Raw genomic sequence first — 19,618 nt, 5'->3', positions numbered from 1 at the left:
GGCAACCGCGCCAGCCACTTGCGCAGCAGCGCGTCGATGCGTTCCGGCCCGAGCTGGTCACAGATCACCTGTAACGCGGCCGGGTCGTCGGTGGCGGCGAAGCCGTTGTCCAGCGCGGTGAACCCGATCCCGGCATGGGCGGCCTGCCGCTGGGCCCATTCGTGGCCGTTGAGACAGAGTTTGGCGTTGTAGGGGAAGTAGGAGCTGAACTTGAGGAAGAACGGGCCGAAGTCGGCGTCCACGCAGTAGAAGTACCAGTGGTTGACCATCGCGGTGGTGCGCACGATCCACGGATACGACGCGCCCTCGCTGTCACGGCGTTTCTCGGTGCGGAACACCCCGGTCTTCTCCTGGGCCCGACCGATGAACAGCACCCCCTCCTCACCCTCGAATCGGGCCAGGTACTCGTGCATCACGTCGTCTTTGCGCTGCCCTTTGACGAAGTCGACCACCGCAACGCCGTGCCGGCGGGCGAAGTCGTGGATCGCGGTGGTGAACGCGTCGCTGATCCGGCCCAGTGGCACGGTAGAAGCGACGGGCAAGCCCAGCTGGTGGTGCACATAGCCGACCAACGCCCGCGGATGCTGCAGCTGCGGCACGTAGACATTGAGGTAGAGCCGGTCGATGCACTCCAGCTCGAAGACCACGTGCTCGGACAGGACATCGGCCACGGTGCGCGGTAACGTCATGACGGGCTCCGGTCGGACAGGCCACACGGCCAACCACCGCCCACGGGACGGTTCATACCGGGACACAGCGTGTCACCGCTTCGCTCCGACCGAAGCCCCTCTCACCCGACAAGACCACCACCCACATGCCTCGTCGGGCTGGGGTGAAACCCCGTTAGTCCTCGACGGTCCAAACGAGAGTGTTGAGGTCCACCTCGGGACGGACGCTCCACCGCACCTGGATGACGTCGGTCGTGTCGGGCAGCACGAACACCGTGTGCCCACCGGCGGTCTCACCGGGCTGCACGCCCAGCTTGTGCGCCGGCCGCGACGACAGCGAGACGGGAGCCTTCGTGACGGTCTCGCCGGTCTTGGTCACCAGCACGAGGTACATGTCCGGGAGCGAGGTGTACGGCACCTGCGAGGTGTTCGTCACCTCGGTGTGCACCACCACGGCCCGTTCGCCCTCGGCGAGCTTGTAGCCGGCCGCGGTGAAGAGGAAGTCGGCCGGGTCCACGACCTCGACCAGCTGGATCGAGAGGTGCGCGCCCTCGAGGCTCTCGGCTTCCAGGGCCGAGCCGATCTTGCCGGTGCGGGAGACGGGCCTGGGCTGCGGCTGGTCCGCGCGGACCCACCCGGCCGTCTGCGGAGGACCCCAGGTGGCCTGGGGCTGGGCCGGGAACGGCTGGCTCGGCGGGTTCGGCGGGCCGTAGGGGACCTGGTGCGGGCCGCTGACGTGGTGCGGGCCGCTCTGGTGCACCGCGTACGGGCCGGACGAGGGCGGGCCCATGTAGTTGCCGTACGCGGCGGCGTTGGCGAGTGCCCGGCGAAGCCCGTTCGGGTCGCACTCGACGCCCACCAGGAGCGGGAGGCCGCTGCCCGACAGGGTGATCAGGCGCATGGCGGCCTCGCGCGGGTCCATTCCCAGGCGCTGGGCGATCTCGTGCACGGCGGCTCGGCCCGACTCGGCCAGTACGGCGAGCAGGCGAGCGTCTACGGGATCAGGGGCCACCACGAATTGAACGCTACCTCCCGCTCAAGATCTCCGCGTCACCGCATGGCAAGTTGGAGATCACGGTGGCGGACCGCGGGTCGATGAGTGGCGTGGGCCCTGCGGCGAGATAGGGTTGGCGGATCCGGATTCGCGTCCTTCCCACGCGTCCGTTCGATCTCCTGGAGGTACGGTGTCGGACTCGTTTGTGCATCTGCACGTGCACACCGAGTACTCGATGCTCGACGGTGCGGCCAAGCTCAAGGACATGTTCGCCGAGTGCGAGCGCATGGGCATGCCCGCTGCGGCGATCACCGATCACGGCAACATGTACGGCGCCTACGACTTCTTCAAGCAGGCGACCTCGGCCGGGATCAAGCCGATCATCGGCATCGAGGCGTACATGGCGCCGGAGTCGCGGTTCAACAAGAAGCGCGTGCTGTGGGGTGACCCCGGGCAGAAGGCCGACGACGTCTCGGCCAGCGGTGCCTACACGCACCAGACGATCTGGGCGCGCAACGACGAGGGCCTGCACAACCTCATGAAGCTGTCCAGCCTGGCCTCCACCGAGGGGCAGCTGGGCAAGTGGCCGAGGATGGACGCGGAGCTGATCGCCCAGCACTCCGCCGGGCTGATGGCGACGACCGGGTGCCCGTCGGGTGAGGTGCAGACCCGGCTGCGGCTGGGGCACGAGAAGGAAGCTCTCGAGGCTGCTGCCAAGTGGCAGGAGATCTACGGCAAAGAGAACTTCTACATGGAGATCATGGACCACGGCATCGAGATCGAGAGCCGGGTCCGCGGTGGGTTGCTGGAGATCCAGAAGAAGCTCGACATCCCGTTCGTCGTGACGAACGACTCGCACTACACGTACCCGACGGACAAGGAGACGCACGAGGCGCTCCTGTGCATCCAGACGGGCAAGACGCTGCAGGACCCGACGCGGTTCAAGTTCGACGGCACGGGTTACTACCTGAAGTCGCCGGACGAGATGCGCGCGGTCGACTCGAGCGACGCGTGGCAGGAGGGGTGCCGCAACACCCTGCTGATCGCGGAGAAGGTCGACACGACCGGCATGTTCGCGTTCAAGAACCTCATGCCGCGGTTCCCGGTGCCCGAGGGCCTGACCGAGGACCAGTTCTTCCGCGACGAGGTCTGGCGCGGCATGCACCGCCGGTTCCCCGACGGCGTGGACGAGGAGCACACCAAGCAGGTCGAGTTCGAGATCGGCGTCATCCTGCAGATGGGGTTCCCGTCGTACTTCCTCGTCGTCGCGGACTTCATCAACTGGGCCAAGTCCAACGGCATCCGCGTCGGTCCCGGCCGTGGTTCGGCCGCGGGCGCGCTGATCGCGTACGCGCTGGGCATCACCGACCTCGACCCGCTGCCGCACGGCCTGATCTTCGAGCGGTTCCTGAACCCCGACCGCGTGTCGCCCCCCGACATCGACATCGACTTCGACGAGCGCCGGCGCGGTGACGTCATCCGGTACGTGACGGAGAAGTGGGGCAAGGAGAACGTCGCCCAGGTCATCACGTTCGGCACCATCAAGGCGAAGGCGGCCATCAAGGACTCCGCCCGAGTCCTGTACGGGCAGCCCGGGTACGCCGTCGCCGACCGGATCTCCAAGGCGATGCCGCCCGCCGTCATGGGCAAGGACATCCCGCTGTCCGGCATCTTCGACTCCTCGCACAAGCGGTACGCCGAGGCCTCCGAGGTGCGCGGGCTCTACGACACCGACCCGCAGGTCAAGGAGATCATCGACACCGGCCGCGGGCTCGAGGGCCTGATCCGCAACGCCGGTGTGCACGCCTGTGCGGTCATCATGTCCGCGGAGCCGCTGACCGACCACATCCCGGTCTGGATGCGCCCGCAGGACGGGTCGATCATCACGCAGTTCGACTACCCGACCTGCGAGACGCTCGGCCTGCTGAAGATGGACTTCCTGGGTCTGTCGAACCTCACCACGATCGACGACTGCCTGCGAAACATCGAGCTCAACGGCAAGGGCAAGATCGACATCACCGACGGCAACCAGGTGCCGCTGGACGACAAGAAGACCTACGAACTGCTGGGCCGCGGCGACACGCTGGGTGTGTTCCAGCTCGACGGTTCGGCCCTGCGCGACCTGCTACGGCTGATGAAGCCGGACAACTTCGAGGACGTCTCGGCCGTCATCGCCCTGTACCGGCCGGGTCCGATGGGTGCGAACTCGCACACGAACTACGCGCTGCGCAAGAACAAGCTCCAGGAGATCACGCCGATCCACCAGGAGTTCGTCGAGTCGCTCGCGGAGATCCTGGACACGACCTACGGCCTGATCGTCTACCAGGAGCAGGTCATGGCGATCGCGCGGAAGGTCGCGGGCTACACGCTGGCCCAGGCGGACCTGCTCCGCCGCGCGATGGGCAAGAAGAAGAAGGAGATCCTCGACAAGGAGTTCGAGGGCTTCGAGAGGGGCATGATCGACCAGGGGTACTCGAAAGAGGCGATCAAGACCCTCTGGGACATCCTGGTCCCGTTCGCCGACTACGCGTTCAACAAGGCGCACTCCGCCACCTACGGCGTCATCGCGTACTGGACCGCGTACCTCAAGGCGAACTACCCGGCCGAGTACATGGCCGCGCTGCTCACCACGAACTCCGACAACAAGGACAAGTCGGCGATCTACCTCGCCGAGTGCCGCCGCATGGGCATCACGGTGCTCCCGCCGGACGTCAACGAGTCCGAGCGCGAGTTCGCCCCGGTCGGCGCCGACATCCGCTTCGGCCTCGGCGCGATCCGCAACGTCGGTGCGAACGTCGTCGACTCGATCATCAAGGCTCGCAAGGAGAAGGGGAAGTTCGTCGACTTCTCCGACTTCCTGCGCAAGATCGACGCCACGGCCTGCAACAAGAAGGTCGTCGAGTCGCTGATCAAGGCCGGCGCGTTCGACTCGCTTGGCCACCCGCGCAAGGGCCTGCACATGGTCCACGTGGACGCGGTCGACGCCGTGATGATCACGAAGAAGGAAGAGGCCAAGGGCCAGTTCGACCTCTTCGGCGGCGGTGACGACGGCGACGAGGACATCGCGGGCGTGTTCGACGTCAAGATCCCCGCCGAGCAGTGGGAGTCCAAGCACCAGCTCGCGCTCGAACGGGAGATGCTGGGCCTCTACGTCTCCGGGCACCCGTTGAACGGCGTCGAGCACGTGCTGGAGTCCTATTCGGACGCTTCCATCGCGCGCATCCTGGAAGGCGACGTCCCGGACGGCACCCAGGTCACCATCGGCGGCATCCTCGCGTCGGTGATGCGCCGGGTGAACAAGAACGGCGAGTCGTGGGCGTCGGCCCAGCTCGAGGACCTCGCCGGTGGCATCGAGGTGCTGTTCTTCCCGAAGAGCTTCATGGTGCACGGCATGTCGGTCGTCGAGGACGCGATCGTGCTGGTCAAGGCCCGCGTGGCCAAGCGGGACGACCGCATCTCGCTGATCGCGAACGACCTGGTCGTGCCGGACCTGAGCGAGATCGGCAACCGCGCGATGCGGCTCAAGATGCCGGCCACCAAGTGCCGGCCGGAGATCGTCACGCAGCTCAAGGACGTCCTGCGGGCGCACCCCGGTTCGACCGAGGTGCACCTCAACCTGGTCATCAACGCCTCGCGCAACACCGTGCTGAAGCTGGACGACGCGCTGCGGGTGGCGCCCACGCCGTCGTTGATGGGCGACTTGAAGGCGCTGCTCGGACCGGGATGTCTCGGATAGCTGAGAACTGCTCGCGAAACAGTGGCGAGCGATGAGTTAACAGGGTTAACTGGGTGAGGTGACGACACTCACCCAGTTGCCCGCCGACTACGTCCAGAACCCGCACGAAGTGCACGACAAGTTGCGTGCCGAGGGGCCCGTGCGAGAGGTCCGCCTGCCGCGTGGACTCAAGGTCTGGCTCGTGACTCGTTACGAGGACGCCAAGATCGCCCTGACCGACCCGCGCATCAGCAAGAACGTGCAGGCCGGGGGACACGTCTTCGAGCTGCACTCGCCGCCGGACGCGGAGCGACGCCAGCCGGACAACAGCTTCGCGGCGAACATGCTCAACATGGATCCGCCGAACCACACCCGGCTGCGCAAGTTCGTGACGAAGGCGTTCACGGCCCGGCGGATCGAGCTGATGCGCCTGCGCGTGCAGGAGATCGCCGCCGAGCTCATCGCCAAGCTCAACGACGGTGACGAGGTCGACCTGCTGGAGGCCTTCGCGTTCCCGCTGCCGATCACGGTGATCTGCGAGCTGCTCGGCATCCCGATCGACAACCGCGACGAGTTCCGCGAGTGGTCGAACACGCTGCTGTCCTACGGCACGCCGGACCAGATCGCCGAGGCCTCCGGCAAGATGGCGCAGTTCCTGATCGGGCACGTCAACCGCGTCGCGAACGAGGAACCGGACGACACGTTCTTCTCCGCGCTCGTGCACGCGGACGAGTCGGGCGACCGGCTCAACCACGCCGAACTGGTGTCGATGGCCTTCCTGCTGCTCGTGGCGGGCCACGAGACGACGGTGAACCTCATCGGCAACGCGGTGCTGGCACTGCTGCGCAACCCTGACCAGCTGCAGATCCTCAAGGACCGCCCGGAGCTGATCCCGGCGAGCACGGAGGAGTTCCTGCGGCTGGAGGGTCCGGTGAACATCGCGACGTTCCGCTACACCGCCGAGCCGGTGGAGCTGGGCGGCGTCACGATCCCCGCCGACGAGCTGGTGATGGTGTCGCTGATCGCCGCGAACCGGGATCCGGAGAAGTACGAGAACGCCGACCAGCTCGACGTGACGCGGTCGGCGCAGGGGCACGTGGCGTTCGGGCACGGTATCCACTTCTGCCTGGGCGCGCCGCTGGCCCGGCTGGAGTTCGACGTGGCGCTGACGCAGCTGCTGGCGCGGTTCCCGAAGCTGGAGCTGGCCGCCGAGCCGGAGACGCTGGTGTGGCGGGACAGCACGCTGATCCGCGGTCTGCACACCCTGCCGGTGCGGCTCGCTTAATGTTCGGTGCGTGGACGACCTGCTGAAGCTCGACCAGGCGCACGTCTGGCACCCGTACGGCCCGATGCCGGGCACCCGGGAACCGCTGCTCGTTTCGGAGGCCTCGGGTGTCCGGCTGACGCTGGCGGACGGCCGGGAGCTCGTGGACGGCATGTCGTCGTGGTGGGCGGCCATCCACGGCTACCGGCACCCGGTGCTCGACGAGGCCGTCACGTCGCAGCTCGGCCGGATGAGCCACGTGATGTTCGGCGGGCTCACCCACGAGCCCGCCATCCGGTTGTCCGCGAAACTCGTCGAGATCACCCCGGAGCCGTTGCAGCACGTCTTCCTGTGCGACTCCGGCTCGGTGTCGGTCGAGGTCGCCGCCAAGATGTGTATGCAGTATTGGCGTTCGCTCGGCCGGCCGGAGAAGCGCCGGATGTTGACATGGCGCGGTGGATACCACGGCGACACGTTCACGCCCATGTCCGTGTGCGATCCAGTAGGCGGTATGCATTCGCTCTGGCGTGGAATCCTGCCGGAACAGGTTTTTGTAGACAGTCCACCGGCCGAATTGGACACTGCATACATTCAGCATGTAGCCGACACCATCGAGCAACACGCGCACGAGCTCGCCGCGATCATCGTCGAACCGGTCGTGCAGGGTGCCGGCGGTATGCGGTTCCACGACCCGCGTTACCTGCACGTTCTTCGTGAGCTCGCGTACACGCACGACGTGCTGTTGGTGTTCGACGAGATCGCCACGGGCTTCGGCCGCACTGGTGAGCTGTTCGCCGCGGACCACGCGAACGTGAGCCCGGACGTGATGTGCCTCGGCAAGTCGCTGACCGGCGGCTACCTGTCGATGGCCGCGACCCTGTGCACGTCACGGGTGGCGGACGGGATCAGCAAGGGCGAGGTGCCGGTGCTCGCGCACGGGCCGACGTTCATGGGCAATCCGCTCGCGTCGGCGGTGTCGCTGGCGTCGATCGACCTGCTGCTGTCCCAGGACTGGAAGCGCGAGGTCAAGCGCATCGAAACCGGGCTGACGAACGGACTCGCGCCCGCGCGCGCGTTGCCCGGTGTTCGGGACGTGCGCGTGCTGGGCGCTATCGGTGTCGTGCAGCTCCATGAGCCCGTTGACATGGCACGAGCCACCAAGGCGGCTGTGGACGCGGGGGTGTGGCTGCGGCCGTTCCGCGACCTGATCTACACGATGCCGCCGTTTATCAGCACGGACGACGACGTGGCGACGATCTGTCAGGGCGTGATTGCGGCGGCGAGCTGAGTGTCGGTCGGCTCGACCAGGAACTCGCCGCTCGGGAGCACGACGACGGGGATCTGCTTGCGGCCGGAGATCTCGATCGCCTTGTCCCGCGCCGCGTCGTCGTTCTCGACGTCGACGTAGGTGAACGGCACGTTGTTGCGGGTCAGCCACGACTTGGCGCGGCGGCAGTCGCCACACCACTCGGCGCCGTACATCACGATCGGTTGCTCACTCATGGGATCACCCTATGCGCCCGCCGCCTCGTTGCTCGACGCACGCGGGGACCCCGCGTGCGCTCCAAGCGCACGAAAGCTCCCCGCGTGCACTCCGTGAGCGGCCTGTGAGGTCCTGTGAACCCGGCAAGGCCTAAGGTGAGTGCCTGTGAGCGTGCTGGTGATCACCGGAACCGGGACCGAGGTCGGTAAGACCGCCGTCACCGCGGGCATCGCGGCGCTGGCCAGGGCAGAGGGACGGCGGGTCGCGGTGCTGAAGCCCGCGCAGACCGGTCTGCTGCCGGGCGAGCCGGGTGACGTGGCCGAGGTGGCGCGGCTGGCGGGCGACGTGACGACCCGTGAGCTGGCCAGATATCCCGACCCGCTGGCGCCGAACACCGCGGCCAGACGCGCGGGGATGGCCACCGTGCACCCCGCGGACGTCGCCAAAGCCGTGACCGAGCTCGACGAGACCCACGACCTGGTACTGGTCGAGGGCGCGGGCGGGCTGCTGGTGCGGTTCGACGAGAGCGGGTCCACCCTGGCCGACATCGCGTGGGCGGTGAACGCGCCCGTGCTGATCGTGGCGCAGGCGGGGCTGGGCACGTTGAACGCGACCGCGCTGACGGCCGAGGCGCTGCAACGGCGGGGCATCGAGTCGCTCGGCGTCGTCGTCGGCAGCTGGCCGTTGCACCCGGACCTCGCCTCGCTGACGAACCTGGCCGATCTGCCCGACGCGGCGGGTGGCCCGTTGCTCGGAGCGCTGCCCCACGGTGTGACGAAGCTCGGTTCCGTGGACTTCCTGTCGGTCGCCAAGAGATCGTTTTCGCCCTGGTTCGGCGGTGAGTTCGACCCGGAGACGTTCGCGGCTCAGTTCGCGGTCCAGTGACCTACATCGCTCCACGCTGAAGGATTCAGTGAGGCAGACTGCTCGCCAGGCCACAGGAGGAGGAGAGACCGTGACCGCAGCTCCGGAACAGATCGACGTGCTCGACGAGGCTCGTGAGCAGGTGCTCGAACGAGGTGTCGGACTGTCCGAAGCTCAGGTGCTCAAGGTGCTCGAGCTGCCTGACGACCGGATCCCCGAGCTCCTGGCGCTGGCGCACGAGGTGCGTGAGCGCTGGTGCGGCCCCGAGGTCGAGGTCGAGGGCATCGTCTCGCTGAAGACCGGCGGCTGCCCGGAGGACTGCCACTTCTGCTCGCAGTCGGGCCAGTTCCCGTCGCCCGTGCGCTCGGCGTGGCTGGACATCCCCGGCCTGGTCCGCGCGGCCAGGCAGACCCGTGACACCGGCGCGACCGAGTTCTGCATCGTCGCGGCCGTGCGCGGCCCGGACAAGCGGCTGCTCTCGCAGGTGCGCGACGGCATCAAGGCCATCCGCGAGGACGGCAACGACATCCAGATCGCCTGCTCGCTCGGCATGCTCACGCAGGAGCAGGTCGACGAGCTCGTGGCGATGGGCGTGCACCGCTACAACCACAACCTCGAGACGGCCCGCTCGCACTTCCCGAACGTCGTCACCACGCACTCCTGGGAGGAGCGCTGGGACACGTTGAGGATGATCCGCGACGCCGGCATGGAGGTCTGCTGCGGAGGCATCATCGGCATGGGCGAGTCGCTGGCGCAGCGCGCGGAGTTCGCCGTGCAGCTGGCCGAGCTGGAGCCGGACGAGGTCCCGCTGAACTTCCTCATCCCGAACCCCGGCACGCCGTACGAGAACTACCCGGTCGTCGAGGGTGCCGAGGCGCTGCGGACGGTCGGCGCGTTCCGGCTGGCCCTGCCGCGCACGATCCTGCGGTTCGCCGGCGGTCGTGAGCTCACGTTCGGCGACCTGGGCGCGAAGCAGGGCATGCTCGGCGGCATCAACGCGATCATCGTCGGCAACTACCTGACGAACCTCGGCCGGCCCGCGCAGCAGGACCTCGACATGCTGGAAGAGCTGTCGATGCCCATCAAGGCGTTGAGCCAGACCCTGTGATGACCGTGTTCTGTTCTTTCTGCGGCAAAGAGGAAGCTGACGGCGACCACGCGTTCTGCCGTCAGCGCCTGTCCGTGATCGACCCGCCGCGGTACTGCTCGGAGTGCGCGCGCCGCATGGTCGTCCAGGTGACCCCGGACGGTTGGGCGGCGCGCTGCAGCCGTCACGGAGAGATCACCTCGGGGCGGTAGTAACCTCTCGCGAATGGACGAGAAAGCAGCGCCGGTGCGCATCGAACCCGTGCCGGAGCCGCCGTACGTCTACGTCTACGTCCGGCCCCGGCCGAAGGTGGTCGTGAAGCGGGACCTGCTGCCGGGCCTGGTGGTGCTGCTGACGACGTTCGCGTTCGGGCTGCCCGCCGCGTACGTCTGGGCGTGGCTCGCCCCGGCCCAGCTCAAGATCGTCTCGGCGCAGGACAACAAGTTCTACCCGATCGGGGTCGAGAGCTACCACCGGCTCGACGCGCTGATGGTGTTCGTGCTGATCGGACTCGGCGCGGGCGCGATCACCGGCATCGCGGTGTGGCTGCTGCGGCAGCGGCGCGGGCCGGTCGTGATGCTCGCGATGACGGCGGGTTCGTTCGCGGCGGCGTGGTTCGCGCAGTACCTGGGCGGATCGCTCGCGGCGGGGAGGTACCCGCTGCCGTCGACGATCAAGCCGAACGACACCCTGCTGGTGGCGCCCGCTCTGGAGACGTGGTGGGGCATCCTGGCGTGGCCGCTGGCGGCCGCGCTGGCGTACGGCTGCTGTGCGGCGTGGAACGGTCTCGACGACCTGGGACGGCGCCTCGGCTGAGGCGCCGTCCTCTGCTCATCCGACGCGGTAGGCGAAGTCCGGCATGTCGGTCACGAACATCTGACCCGGCGCGTGCGTGATCGCGAACGGCGGTTTCGACTTCATCAGCACCGCCTGCGGGGTCACGCCGCACGCCCAGAACACCGGCACGTCACCGGGTTCGTGCTCGACGGCGTCGCCGAAGTCCGGTTCGTCGATGTTGCTGATCCCGAGCATCCGCGGATCGCCCGCGCCCACGGGGGCACCGTGCACCGACGGCATCAGCGCCGTGACCTTGTGTGCGATGTCCACAAGGGACTCCGGAATCCACCGCATCGACACGACCATCGGCCCGTGCAGCCGGCCGGCGGGCCGGCACTGGACGTCCGTGACGAACATTGAGACGTTCTTCTGCTGATCCACGTGCCTCAGCGGCACTCCCGCGCTCTCCAGTGCGGTCTCGAACGTGAAGCTGCACCCGATCAGGAACGTCACCAGGTCGTCGCGCCAGTACTCGGTGGCGTTCTCGGGTTCTGCCACGAGCTCGCCGTTCTCCCAGATCCGGTACCGCGGCGCGTGGGTGCGCACGTCCGCGTCCTGCTTGAGCGCGCTGACCGTCTCACCGGCGTCCAGCACGTCGAGCACCGGGCACGGCTTGGGGTTGCGGTGGGTGAAGAGGAGGAAGTCGTACGCCCAGTCCTTGGGGATGGCGATCAGGTTCGCCTGCGCCTGTCCCGGTGCTTGGCCCGCAGTCGTCATTCCAGCTCCTTGTTCACCGTCTCCGGCAGCCAGAACAGCGCGATGACCGCGATCCCGTACGCCGCCGCCCCGAACAGCATGGCACCGCCGATGCCCAGTTTGTCCGCCATGAACCCGACCGCGCCGGGGAACAGCGCACCGAACGCGCGCCCGAAGTTGTAGGTGAAGCCCTGCCCGGTGCCGCGCAGGCGCGTCGGGTAGAGCTCGGACAGGTAGCTGCCGAAGCCGCTGAAGATCGCGCTCATGCAGAACCCGAGCGGGAAGCCGAGGAACATGACCAACGTGTTGGCACCGTTGGGAATCTGCGTGTACGCGACGATGAGCAGCGCACTGGCGACCGCGAACAGCGTGAAGGTCTTCTTGCGCCCCAGGTAGTCCGTCAGATAACCGCCGCTGACGTACCCGATCCACGCACCGGTGATGAGGAACGCGAGGTAGCCGCCGGTACCGATGATCGTGAGCCCGCGCCCGGTCTGCAGGAACGCCGGCAGCCACGTGGCGAGCGTGTAGTAGCCGCCCTGGACACCGGTCGCGAGCAGCGCGGCGAACAGCGTGGTCTTGAGGATGCCGCCCTGGAAGATCTTGGGGAAGGTGCCGCTCTCCTTGGGCTGCTCCTTCGTCTCCGGCGCGTCGTCGACGTTGCGGCGCACGTAGAAGATGAGGATCGCGGGCAGCGCACCCGTCCAGAACATGATCCGCCACGACCACGCCGGATCGGCCAGCGAGGCGACCAGGGTGTTGATGATGACGGCGAGCCCCCAGCCGACCGCCCAGGCGCTCTGGATGAACGCGACGGTGCGCCCGCGGTACTTCGGCTTGCAGTACTCGGCCACGAGGATCGCGCCGGCCGCCCACTCGCCGCCGAAGCCCAGGCCCTGCAGGGCGCGGAAGATGAGCAACGTCTCGTAGCTCGTCGCGAAACCGCACAGCACGGTGAAGAACGCGTACGCCGCCACCGTGATGATCAGCGTTTTGGAACGGCCGAACCGGTCGGCCATGATGCCCGCCACCGCGCCGCCGATGGCGCTCATCAGCAGCGTGCTCGTGCCCAGCAGCCCGGCTTCGGCCTTGGTGAGGCCGAAGTAGCCGGTGATCGCGACCAGGCTCAGGGGCAGGACCCAGTAGTCGTACGAGTCCAGCCCGTAGCCGCCGAACGCGCCGATGAACGCGCGCCTGCCCTTCTGGCCGAGACTGCGGAACCAGGCGAAACGGCCTGTGTCCTCGGTCGTGGTCGTGCTCATGCGACACCTCGCAGCGTGGTGGAGGAGTGGTCGGGTGTGATGTGGCCCTCAGAGTAAGGATTGTTCAACAATCCCACAAGGCCACAATTCAACGATCCGACGATCGGAGCGCGTTTGCTCGGCTCGATGGCGTCTTGGGGCGGGGCTCAACGGGGTCCCGGGCGAGGGGCGGCGGTCCGTGGAGGGAGGGCTCAACGGGTTCCCAGGTGAGGACTGCGGTCCATCGAGGGAGGGCTCAACGGGTTCCCAGGTGAGGGGCGGCGGTCCGTGGAGGGGAGGCTCGACGGTCGGCGGAGGGGCTCGACTCCGCCGATGAGGGTTCGACGGACTCCGGAGTGAGCGTTTGGGCGTTCGGCGGGTGTGGCTTGGCGGGTTGTGGCGTGGGGCTGGGTGGTCCGCGGGTGCGGGCTCGGCGGGTTGCGGTGTGGGGTTGGGCGGTCCGCGGGTGCGGGCTCGACCAGTTCCTGCAAGGGCGCAACGGTTTCCTGGTGAGGGTTCAGCGGCCTGGACGCACTCGCCGATGTGCTGCCGCGCGCCGAAAAGGTCCTCGTGGAGAAAGCTCACCAATCCAGCGCGAGCGATGAGCCCAGGCTCCTCGTGTCCGCGCTCAGGAGCTTCGCCACGTCGCTAGTTCGGGTTCGGCACGTGCCCGAAGTCCGTCAACGGCACCGGCACCGCCTTCAAAGCGCTGAGGATCCCGGTCTCCCGGTGCAACATCCGCCGGACCAGCCGCAACCGCCGCGCCGGCGACCGCTCCTCCAGCAACCGCTGCCGGTCCTCCACCGGCAGCAGACAGTCGGCGGCCAGCAGGTACGACAGCGCCCCGAGGTCCACGTCCTCGTCCGGCGAAGACCAGTCCTCCCGGTGCCACGCCGCCCCGCAGTACCGCTCGTGCGCCGCCCGCGCCCCGCGTTCCAGGATCGGCACGACCTCGCGCGCCGCCTCGGGCACCGGGGAGTCGTCGAGGTAGTCGACGTGCGCCAGCAGGTACGGCGCGGTCGTCGAGTCCACGTCCAGCAGGCGGAAACGGCGCACTCCGCGCGTCACGATGTCGAAGCGGCCCTCGGGCAGCGGGCGGGCGTCGAGCAGGTCGGCCGAGCAGCCGATGTCGCGCAGGGAGCGGACGTTGTCGGCGCCCACCTCCCAGCCCTCCTTGATGCACACGACGCCGAACGTGCGGCCGAAGAGCGATCCGGTCATCAGGTCGACGACCAGCTGCCGGTAGCGGGGCTCGAAGATGTGCAGCGGCAAAGACGCCCCCGGCAACAGCACCGTGCCCAGGGGGAAGAGCGGAAGCGTCTCGGCCACGCGTCCACGTTACGGGGTGCCACTCCCGCCCGCCGGACGGCCGGATCCCGGCGGCCTCAGCACGGCGAACGGATCGGTCACCTTGATTCCCTTGGCGCTGAACCGGAACAGGGCCGCCGGACGGCCGCCGGACGGGCCGGGGGGAGCGGTGCCGCCGGTGGGTTCCAGCAGCAGGCGGCGGGAGAGGACGCGCTGGAGGTTCGTGGCGGACACGCGGTAGCCCAGGGCCGCGGAGTAGTGGTCGCGCAGCAGCGAGATGGTGAACTCCGGTGGCGCCAAGGCGAAGCCCAGGTTCGTGTACGACAGCTTCGAGCCGAGCCGGTGCCGTGCCCGGTGCACGATCGAGGCGTGGTCGAACGCCATCGGGGGAAGCTTCTCCACGCAGTGCCACGACGTGTCCGCGGGCACCTCGGGGTCGACGTCCGAGGGGACGAGGCCGAGGAACGCCGTCGCCACGACGCGCGGGCCGGGGACGCGGTCGGGGGCGCTGAAGACGGCCAGCTGCTCGACGTGTGACAGTTGTCGCACATCGACTTTTTCTGCCAGCTGCCGGCGGATGGAGGACTCGACGTCCTCGTCGACCCGCAGCTCTCCACCGGGCAACGACCAGCGGTGAGCGTGCGGCTCCCGTGCGCGCTCCCACAGCATGACCTGGAGTGACGCACCTCTCACCCGCAGAACAGCTGCCAGAACTTCATGTCCCACGCCCGCCACTCGGCTGATACTATCGGCGACGTTTTCGACCAATAGGCGAAAACCCGGATCCGAGGAGGCAGCGATGGTCGCTACCGCAACCGTGGAGCGAACCGCGTCAGGTGTGTTCGGTGGAGTCGAGCCGGACGCGGCGTGGCGAGACGAGGTGTTGCGGCTCGCGAAGGAGCGTGACGCCGTCATCCTGGCGCACAACTACCAGCTGCCGGAGATCCAGGACATCGCCCACCACACCGGCGACTCCCTCGCGCTGAGCCGGATCGCGGCGCAGTCCGACGCGCAGACCATCATCTTCTGCGGCGTGCACTTCATGGCCGAGACCGCGAAGATCCTCAGCCCGGAGAAGACCGTGCTGATCCCGGACGAGCGCGCGGGCTGCTCGCTCGCCGACTCGATCACCGGTGCGCAGCTGCGCGAGTGGAAGGCGCAGCACCCCGGCGCGGTCGTCGTGTCCTACGTGAACACCACCGCCGAGGTGAAGGCCGAGACGGACATCTGCTGCACGTCGTCGAACGCCGTCGACGTGGTGCGCTCGATCCCCGCCGGCCGCGAGGTGCTGTTCTGCCCGGACCAGTTCCTGGGCGCGCACGTCAAGCGCGAGACCGGCCGCGAGAACCTGCACATCTGGGCGGGCGAGTGCCACGTGCACGCCGGTATCAACGGTCCTGAGCTGGCCGAACGCGCCGCCGCGAACCCGGACGCGGACCTGTTCATCCACCCGGAGTGCGGCTGCGCCACGAGCGCGCTCTACCTGAGCGGCGAGGGCATCGTGCCGTCGGAGAAGGTCAAGATCCTCTCGACCGGCGACATGATCACCGCCGCGCGCAGCACGAACGCCCGCAAGGTGCTCGTCGCGACCGAGGTCGGCATGCTGCACCAGCTGCGCAAGGCCGCGCCGGAGATCGACTTCCGCGCCGTCAACGACCGCGCGTCCTGCACCTACATGAAGATGATCACGCCGGCCGCGCTGCTGCGTTGCGTGCGTGAGGGTCTGGACGAGGTGCACGTGGACCTGGAGACCGCCAAGCGCGCGCAGGGCGCCGTGCAGCGGATGATCGAGATCGGCCAGCCCGGCGGCGGTGAGTGATGGCCGCGCGCTGGGAAGCGCGGGCCGACCTGATCGTGGTCGGTACGGGCGTGGCGGGTCTCACCGCCGCGCTGCGGGCTCGTGAGCTGGGACTTCGCGTCCTGGTCGTCACGAAGGCCGCGGGCGACGACGGCAACACGCGCTGGGCTCAGGGCGGCGTCGCCGTCGTCATGGAGGACCAGCACGACCCCGGCGACTCCGTTGCCAAGCACATCGAGGACACGCTGACGGCGGGCGCGGGCCTCTGCGACGACGTGGCGGTCGCGGCGATCATCTCGGACGGACCTGCCGCGGTCGCCCGGTTGCGCGAGCGCGGTGCCGAGTTCGACGCGAAGCCGGACGGCCTGCTGGAACGCACCCGCGAAGGCGGCCACAGCGCGTTCCGCGTCGTGCACGCCGGCGGTGACGCGACCGGTGCCGAGGTGGAACGCGCGCTGCTGAAGGCCACTGTGGACGGACGGGTTCCCCTGCTGGAGAACCACGTCGCGGTCGACGCGGTCAAGACGCCGCTCGGCGCGGTCGCCGGCCTGCTGGTGCTCGACGGCAACGGTGTGCCCGGTGTGCTCACCGCTCCCGCCGTGCTGCTCGCGACCGGTGGCATCGGCCAGATGTACCAGGCGACCTCGAACCCGTCCGTCGCGACGGGTGACGGTCTCGCGCTGGCTCTGCGTGCCGGTGCGCTGGCGGCGGACGTCGAGTTCATCCAGTTCCACCCGACCGTGCTCTACACCGGACGCGGCGCGCGGGGGCGTTGCCCGCTCGTCACGGAGGCCGTGCGCGGCGAGGGCGCCGTGCTGGTCGACGCGACCGGCGCCCGCGTGATGAAGGGCGTGCACCCGCTGGAGGACCTCGCCCCGCGCGACGTCGTGGCGGCGGCGATCACCCGGCACATGGCGCTGGAGCCCGGCGGCGTCGACGACCACGTCTTCCTGGACGCGACGTCCTTGCACGACATGGCTTCCCGCTTCCCGACCGTCCACGCGGCCTGCGTGTCCGTGGGCATCGACCCGGCGGTGGACCCGATTCCCGTTGCCCCAGCGGCACACTTCGCCTGCGGTGGCGTGGTCTCGACCGTGGACGGACGCACCGGCGTCACCGGTCTGTACGCCGTCGGCGAGGTCGCTCGCACCGGCCTGCACGGCGCGAACCGCCTGGCGTCCAACAGTCTGCTCGAAGGCCTGGTCTGCGGCACCCGCGCCGCCGAGGCCGTGGCCTCCGACCTGGCGGTGGGATTCATCGCGCCCGTTCGCGCGGTGGATCCCGTGCTGCCCACGGCTCCGGTCGCCGACCGGGACATGCTCCAGCGCGTGATGTCGCGGTACGCCGCGATCGGCCGTGACGCGGAAGGTCTCGCCGTCGTCGGCTCGGTGCTCGACGTGTCCACTGTGGACAAGCAGCTCGAGTCGCGCGAACTGGTCGAGGACGCGGCGCTGACCCTGGCCGCACGCGCCCTGATCGCCGCGGCCCAGGAACGCACCGAGTCGCGCGGTTGCCACGTCCGCACGGACTTCGTGGAGCGGTCCGAGGCGTGGCAACGCAGTCAGCTCGTCCGGCTCACCCCGACCGGTCAGCCCGTGCTGGCCGATCCTGTTCTGGCAGAGGGTGTCGCATGACCATCGACTGGGACGACGCGAACCGGGTCATCCAGCTCGCGTTGGAGGAGGACCTCCGCTACGGCCTGGACGCCACGACGCTGGCGACCGTGCCGGAGAAGGCGGTGGCCACCGCGGAGATCACGCCACGCGCTTCCGGTGTGCTGTGCGGTGTTTCCATTGCGCGGGCGGCGTTCCAGCGCTACCTGCCGGAGATCGAGGTGCTCTCGGAGGCCTCCGACGGGGACAAGGCGGTGCCCGGCGAGCCCGCACTGGTGCTGAGCGGTCGCACCCGCGGCCTGCTCACCGTCGAACGCACGGCGCTGAACCTGATCTGCCACCTGTCCGGCATCGCCACGCAGACCGCCCGCTGGGTCGACGCGATCGAGGGCACCGGCGCGGCGGTCCGGGACTCGCGCAAGACGTTGCCAGGGCTCAGGTTGCTGCAGAAGTACGCGGTCCGGTGCGGTGGCGGCGTGAACCACCGGATGGGCCTCGGCGACGCGATCCTCATCAAGGACAACCACGTCGCCGCGGCGGGTTCGGTGGGCGCCGCGATCCGTGCGGCCCGTGAGCACGCGCCGGAACTGCTGATGGAGGTCGAGGTCGACAGCCTCGACCAGCTCGACGAGGCGATCGCCGAGGGCGCGGAACTGGTGCTGCTGGACAACTTCACGCCCGAGCAGTGCGCTCAGGCCGTTGCCCGCAGGCCGGCGAACGTGAAGCTGGAGGCGTCCGGCGGGCTCACGCTGGACGTGGCCCGCCGGTACGCCGAGACCGGCGTGGACTACCTCGCTGTCGGCGGTCTCACGCACTCCAGCCCGTCACTCGACCTCGGCCTGGACCTCCGCTAGCGGCCGTCACTCGAAGGAACAACCCGGATTCGGCTCGTCGCGCGACAACGGCGCGCCGGCCGGGTTGACGTACAGCACGTCGAGCACCATCGGCTCGGTGCCGAGGTTGCGTCCGATGTGCACCTGGTGCGGGTGCTCGGTCAGCGTGTCACCTCGGCGGTTCACGAAGGTCGTCGTGCAGTCGGACTCGGTCCGGGTCAGCACTCCCTGCTTCACGAAGGCGTAGAGCGTGCCGTCGTGGTGGTGCCAGCCGGTGCTGCCACCGGCCTCGATGGTGATCTCGCGGAGGACGTAGTCGCGGTCACCGGCGGTCCACTGGGCGAGGATCTTGCCGGTCACCCCGCGCGAGGGCGTCGCGCTGGCAACGCCCGAGAACAACAGCAAAGCGGCCACTACAGCCGAAACGATGCGCATGAGATCAACGTAGCCGCCGGTTCGCCAGCACGGGCAGCACCTCACGTGCTTGTTCCACCGCCGCGAGATCGAGGTCCACGGCCGCGACGGAGGGCTGCTCCGAGAGCTGCACGACCACGTTCCCGAACGGGTCGGCGACGGTCGAGTACCCGATCCCGGTCGGCGCGGACGAACCCAGCTCGCCGGGGTACGCCTGCCCGCACGCCACGACGAACGACGTGCAGTCCAGCGCGCGCGCCCGCACGAGGAGCTCCCACTGCTCCTTCTTGCCGGGCCCCGCACCCCACGACGCTCCGACCAGCACCGCCGACGCACCCTTGTCCGCCAGGGCGCGGAAGAGCTCGGGGAAGCGAATGTCGTAACAGGTGGCCACGCCCAAGGTGACCCCGTCGAGCTCGAAGGTCACGACGTCCGAACCGGGCGCGACCGTGCGCGACTCCTGGAACCCGAACGCGTCGAACAGGTGGATCTTGTCGTAGCCGAGGTGGATGTCCGGCCCGGTCACCAGCAGCGTGTTCGTCACTCGGTCGCCGGACGGCGTGAACATGCCCGCCACCACCACGACGTCGTGCTGTGCCGCGATCTCGTGCACGGCAGACGCCCACGGACCGTCCAGAGGCTCGGCAACGGGGCCGAGAGGCACGCCGAAGCGGCACATCGTGGCTTCCGGCAGGAGGACGACCCGTGCGCCGTCGGCTCTGCGCACCGCGTCGCGGACGAGCTCCAGGTTGGACCTGGGGTCGGTGGTGGAGCTGATCTGACTCACGGCGATCCGCATGGGG

Annotated in this window: 19 protein-coding genes; 10 read left to right on the top strand and 9 right to left on the bottom strand. The window is 68.7% G+C overall.

Features of this window, described 5'->3' with window-relative positions; genetic code table 11:
* Both AOM45_RS31995 and AOM45_RS31990 read right to left on the bottom strand, forming a co-directional pair.
* Positions 1–689 (bottom strand): hypothetical protein (locus AOM45_RS31995; protein ID WP_201780101.1); only part of this gene is annotated, 689 nt, incomplete at its 3' end.
* Positions 690–843: 154 nt separating this feature from the next.
* Positions 844–1,683, bottom strand: a complete 840-nt coding sequence (locus tag AOM45_RS31990) for an AsnC family transcriptional regulator (RefSeq protein WP_030471254.1) — start codon at positions 1,681–1,683, stop codon at positions 844–846.
* A gap of 169 nt (positions 1,684–1,852) precedes the next feature.
* On the opposite strand from AOM45_RS31990, the gene dnaE reads away from it, so the two are divergent.
* From dnaE to AOM45_RS31975, 3 genes are all read left to right on the top strand, one after another.
* The gene (gene dnaE / locus AOM45_RS31985; protein ID WP_030471253.1) at positions 1,853–5,398 is read left to right on the top strand and encodes a DNA polymerase III subunit alpha; all 3,546 of its coding nucleotides are present in this window, start codon (positions 1,853–1,855) and stop codon (positions 5,396–5,398) included.
* Positions 5,399–5,456: 58 nt separating this feature from the next.
* Positions 5,457–6,662 carry a cytochrome P450 family protein gene (locus AOM45_RS31980; protein ID WP_030471252.1) on the top strand — a complete coding sequence of 402 codons (1,206 nt, stop codon included), beginning with the start codon at positions 5,457–5,459 and terminating at the stop codon, positions 6,660–6,662.
* A gap of 64 nt (positions 6,663–6,726) precedes the next feature.
* Positions 6,727–7,929: an adenosylmethionine--8-amino-7-oxononanoate transaminase gene (locus AOM45_RS31975; RefSeq protein WP_236703904.1), complete on the top strand. Its 1,203-nt coding sequence runs from the start codon at positions 6,727–6,729 to the stop codon at positions 7,927–7,929.
* Here the strand turns inward: AOM45_RS31975 and AOM45_RS31970 are convergent.
* A complete protein-coding gene (locus AOM45_RS31970) occupies positions 7,902–8,144 on the bottom strand; it encodes a glutaredoxin family protein (protein WP_030471250.1) in 243 nt (80 codons plus the stop codon). The genes AOM45_RS31975 and AOM45_RS31970 overlap by 28 nt on opposite strands.
* Before the next feature lie 145 nt (positions 8,145–8,289).
* On the opposite strand from AOM45_RS31970, the gene bioD reads away from it, so the two are divergent.
* The 4 genes from bioD to AOM45_RS31950 all read left to right on the top strand — a co-directional run bounded on the left by bioD (position 8,290) and on the right by AOM45_RS31950 (position 10,891).
* A complete protein-coding gene (bioD, locus tag AOM45_RS31965) occupies positions 8,290–9,009 on the top strand; it encodes a dethiobiotin synthase (RefSeq protein ID WP_030471249.1) in 720 nt (239 codons plus the stop codon).
* A gap of 70 nt (positions 9,010–9,079) precedes the next feature.
* Positions 9,080–10,096, top strand: coding sequence for a biotin synthase BioB (bioB, locus tag AOM45_RS31960; RefSeq protein WP_030471248.1), 1,017 nt, complete (start codon positions 9,080–9,082; stop codon positions 10,094–10,096).
* Entirely contained in the window at positions 10,096–10,287 is a 192-nt protein-coding gene (bsaP, locus tag AOM45_RS53120; RefSeq protein WP_030471247.1) for a biotin synthase auxiliary protein BsaP, read from the top strand. The genes bioB and bsaP overlap by 1 nt, the downstream gene beginning before the upstream one ends.
* Before the next feature lie 13 nt (positions 10,288–10,300).
* Entirely contained in the window at positions 10,301–10,891 is a 591-nt protein-coding gene (locus AOM45_RS31950; RefSeq protein ID WP_030471246.1) for a DUF2567 domain-containing protein, read from the top strand.
* Between the two features lie 15 nt (positions 10,892–10,906).
* On the opposite strand, the gene AOM45_RS31945 is transcribed toward AOM45_RS31950, so the two are convergent.
* The 4 genes from AOM45_RS31945 to AOM45_RS31930 form a co-directional block, all read right to left on the bottom strand.
* On the bottom strand, positions 10,907–11,629 hold the full coding sequence (locus tag AOM45_RS31945; protein WP_051784320.1) for a putative hydro-lyase: 723 nt from the start codon (positions 11,627–11,629) through the stop codon (positions 10,907–10,909).
* Positions 11,626–12,870: an MFS transporter gene (locus AOM45_RS31940; protein WP_030471245.1), complete on the bottom strand. Its 1,245-nt coding sequence runs from the start codon at positions 12,868–12,870 to the stop codon at positions 11,626–11,628. The genes AOM45_RS31945 and AOM45_RS31940 overlap by 4 nt, the downstream gene beginning before the upstream one ends.
* Before the next feature lie 627 nt (positions 12,871–13,497).
* Positions 13,498–14,178, bottom strand: coding sequence for an LON peptidase substrate-binding domain-containing protein (locus AOM45_RS31935; RefSeq protein WP_030471244.1), 681 nt, complete (start codon positions 14,176–14,178; stop codon positions 13,498–13,500).
* A gap of 9 nt (positions 14,179–14,187) precedes the next feature.
* A complete protein-coding gene (locus AOM45_RS31930) occupies positions 14,188–14,856 on the bottom strand; it encodes an NUDIX hydrolase (protein WP_051784324.1) in 669 nt (222 codons plus the stop codon).
* A gap of 100 nt (positions 14,857–14,956) precedes the next feature.
* Here AOM45_RS31930 and nadA point away from each other — a divergent pair, with 100 nt between their 5' ends.
* The 3 genes from nadA to nadC are packed head-to-tail and all read left to right on the top strand — an operon-like array spanning position 14,957 to position 18,422.
* Positions 14,957–15,976 (top strand): quinolinate synthase NadA, encoded by a 1,020-nt coding sequence (gene nadA / locus AOM45_RS31925; protein ID WP_030471242.1) that lies wholly within the window; start codon positions 14,957–14,959, stop codon positions 15,974–15,976.
* The gene (locus tag AOM45_RS31920; RefSeq protein ID WP_030471241.1) at positions 15,976–17,589 is read left to right on the top strand and encodes an L-aspartate oxidase; all 1,614 of its coding nucleotides are present in this window, start codon (positions 15,976–15,978) and stop codon (positions 17,587–17,589) included. The genes nadA and AOM45_RS31920 overlap by 1 nt, the downstream gene beginning before the upstream one ends.
* On the top strand, positions 17,586–18,422 hold the full coding sequence (gene nadC, locus AOM45_RS31915) for a carboxylating nicotinate-nucleotide diphosphorylase (protein WP_030471240.1): 837 nt from the start codon (positions 17,586–17,588) through the stop codon (positions 18,420–18,422). The genes AOM45_RS31920 and nadC overlap by 4 nt, the downstream gene beginning before the upstream one ends.
* 6 nt (positions 18,423–18,428) lie before the next feature.
* Here the strand turns inward: nadC and AOM45_RS31910 are convergent, their stop codons facing one another.
* Both AOM45_RS31910 and AOM45_RS31905 read right to left on the bottom strand, forming a co-directional pair.
* The gene (locus tag AOM45_RS31910; RefSeq protein ID WP_030471239.1) at positions 18,429–18,836 is read right to left on the bottom strand and encodes a cupin domain-containing protein; all 408 of its coding nucleotides are present in this window, start codon (positions 18,834–18,836) and stop codon (positions 18,429–18,431) included.
* Positions 18,837–18,840: 4 nt separating this feature from the next.
* Complete coding sequence (locus tag AOM45_RS31905) at positions 18,841–19,614, bottom strand: carbon-nitrogen hydrolase family protein (protein ID WP_030471238.1); 774 nt, start codon at positions 19,612–19,614, stop codon at positions 18,841–18,843.
* Positions 19,615–19,618: the final 4 nt, after the last annotated feature.

The sequence above is a fragment of the Lentzea aerocolonigenes genome (assembly GCF_000974445.1).
Lineage (GTDB): Bacteria > Actinomycetota > Actinomycetes > Mycobacteriales > Pseudonocardiaceae > Lentzea > Lentzea aerocolonigenes.
This window is presented reverse-complemented; position numbering and strand designations above follow the sequence as displayed.

Bases quoted from the DNA above. Each gene is read 5' to 3' on its own strand.
- AOM45_RS31975 (WP_236703904.1), top strand. From the start codon at position 6,727: ATGCCGGGCACCCGGGAACCGCTGCTCGTTTCGGAGGCCTCGGGTGTC.
- AOM45_RS31970 (WP_030471250.1), bottom strand. From the start codon at position 8,144: ATGAGTGAGCAACCGATCGTGATGTACGGCGCCGAGTGGTGTGGCGAC.
- bsaP (WP_030471247.1), top strand. From the start codon at position 10,096: ATGACCGTGTTCTGTTCTTTCTGCGGCAAAGAGGAAGCTGACGGCGAC.
- AOM45_RS31950 (WP_030471246.1), top strand. From the start codon at position 10,301: ATGGACGAGAAAGCAGCGCCGGTGCGCATCGAACCCGTGCCGGAGCCG.
- AOM45_RS31945 (WP_051784320.1), bottom strand. From the start codon at position 11,629: ATGACGACTGCGGGCCAAGCACCGGGACAGGCGCAGGCGAACCTGATC.
- AOM45_RS31940 (WP_030471245.1), bottom strand. From the start codon at position 12,870: ATGAGCACGACCACGACCGAGGACACAGGCCGTTTCGCCTGGTTCCGC.
- nadA (WP_030471242.1), top strand. From the start codon at position 14,957: ATGGTCGCTACCGCAACCGTGGAGCGAACCGCGTCAGGTGTGTTCGGT.
- AOM45_RS31920 (WP_030471241.1), top strand. From the start codon at position 15,976: ATGGCCGCGCGCTGGGAAGCGCGGGCCGACCTGATCGTGGTCGGTACG.
- nadC (WP_030471240.1), top strand. From the start codon at position 17,586: ATGACCATCGACTGGGACGACGCGAACCGGGTCATCCAGCTCGCGTTG.
- AOM45_RS31910 (WP_030471239.1), bottom strand. From the start codon at position 18,836: ATGCGCATCGTTTCGGCTGTAGTGGCCGCTTTGCTGTTGTTCTCGGGC.
- AOM45_RS31905 (WP_030471238.1), bottom strand. From the start codon at position 19,614: ATGCGGATCGCCGTGAGTCAGATCAGCTCCACCACCGACCCCAGGTCC.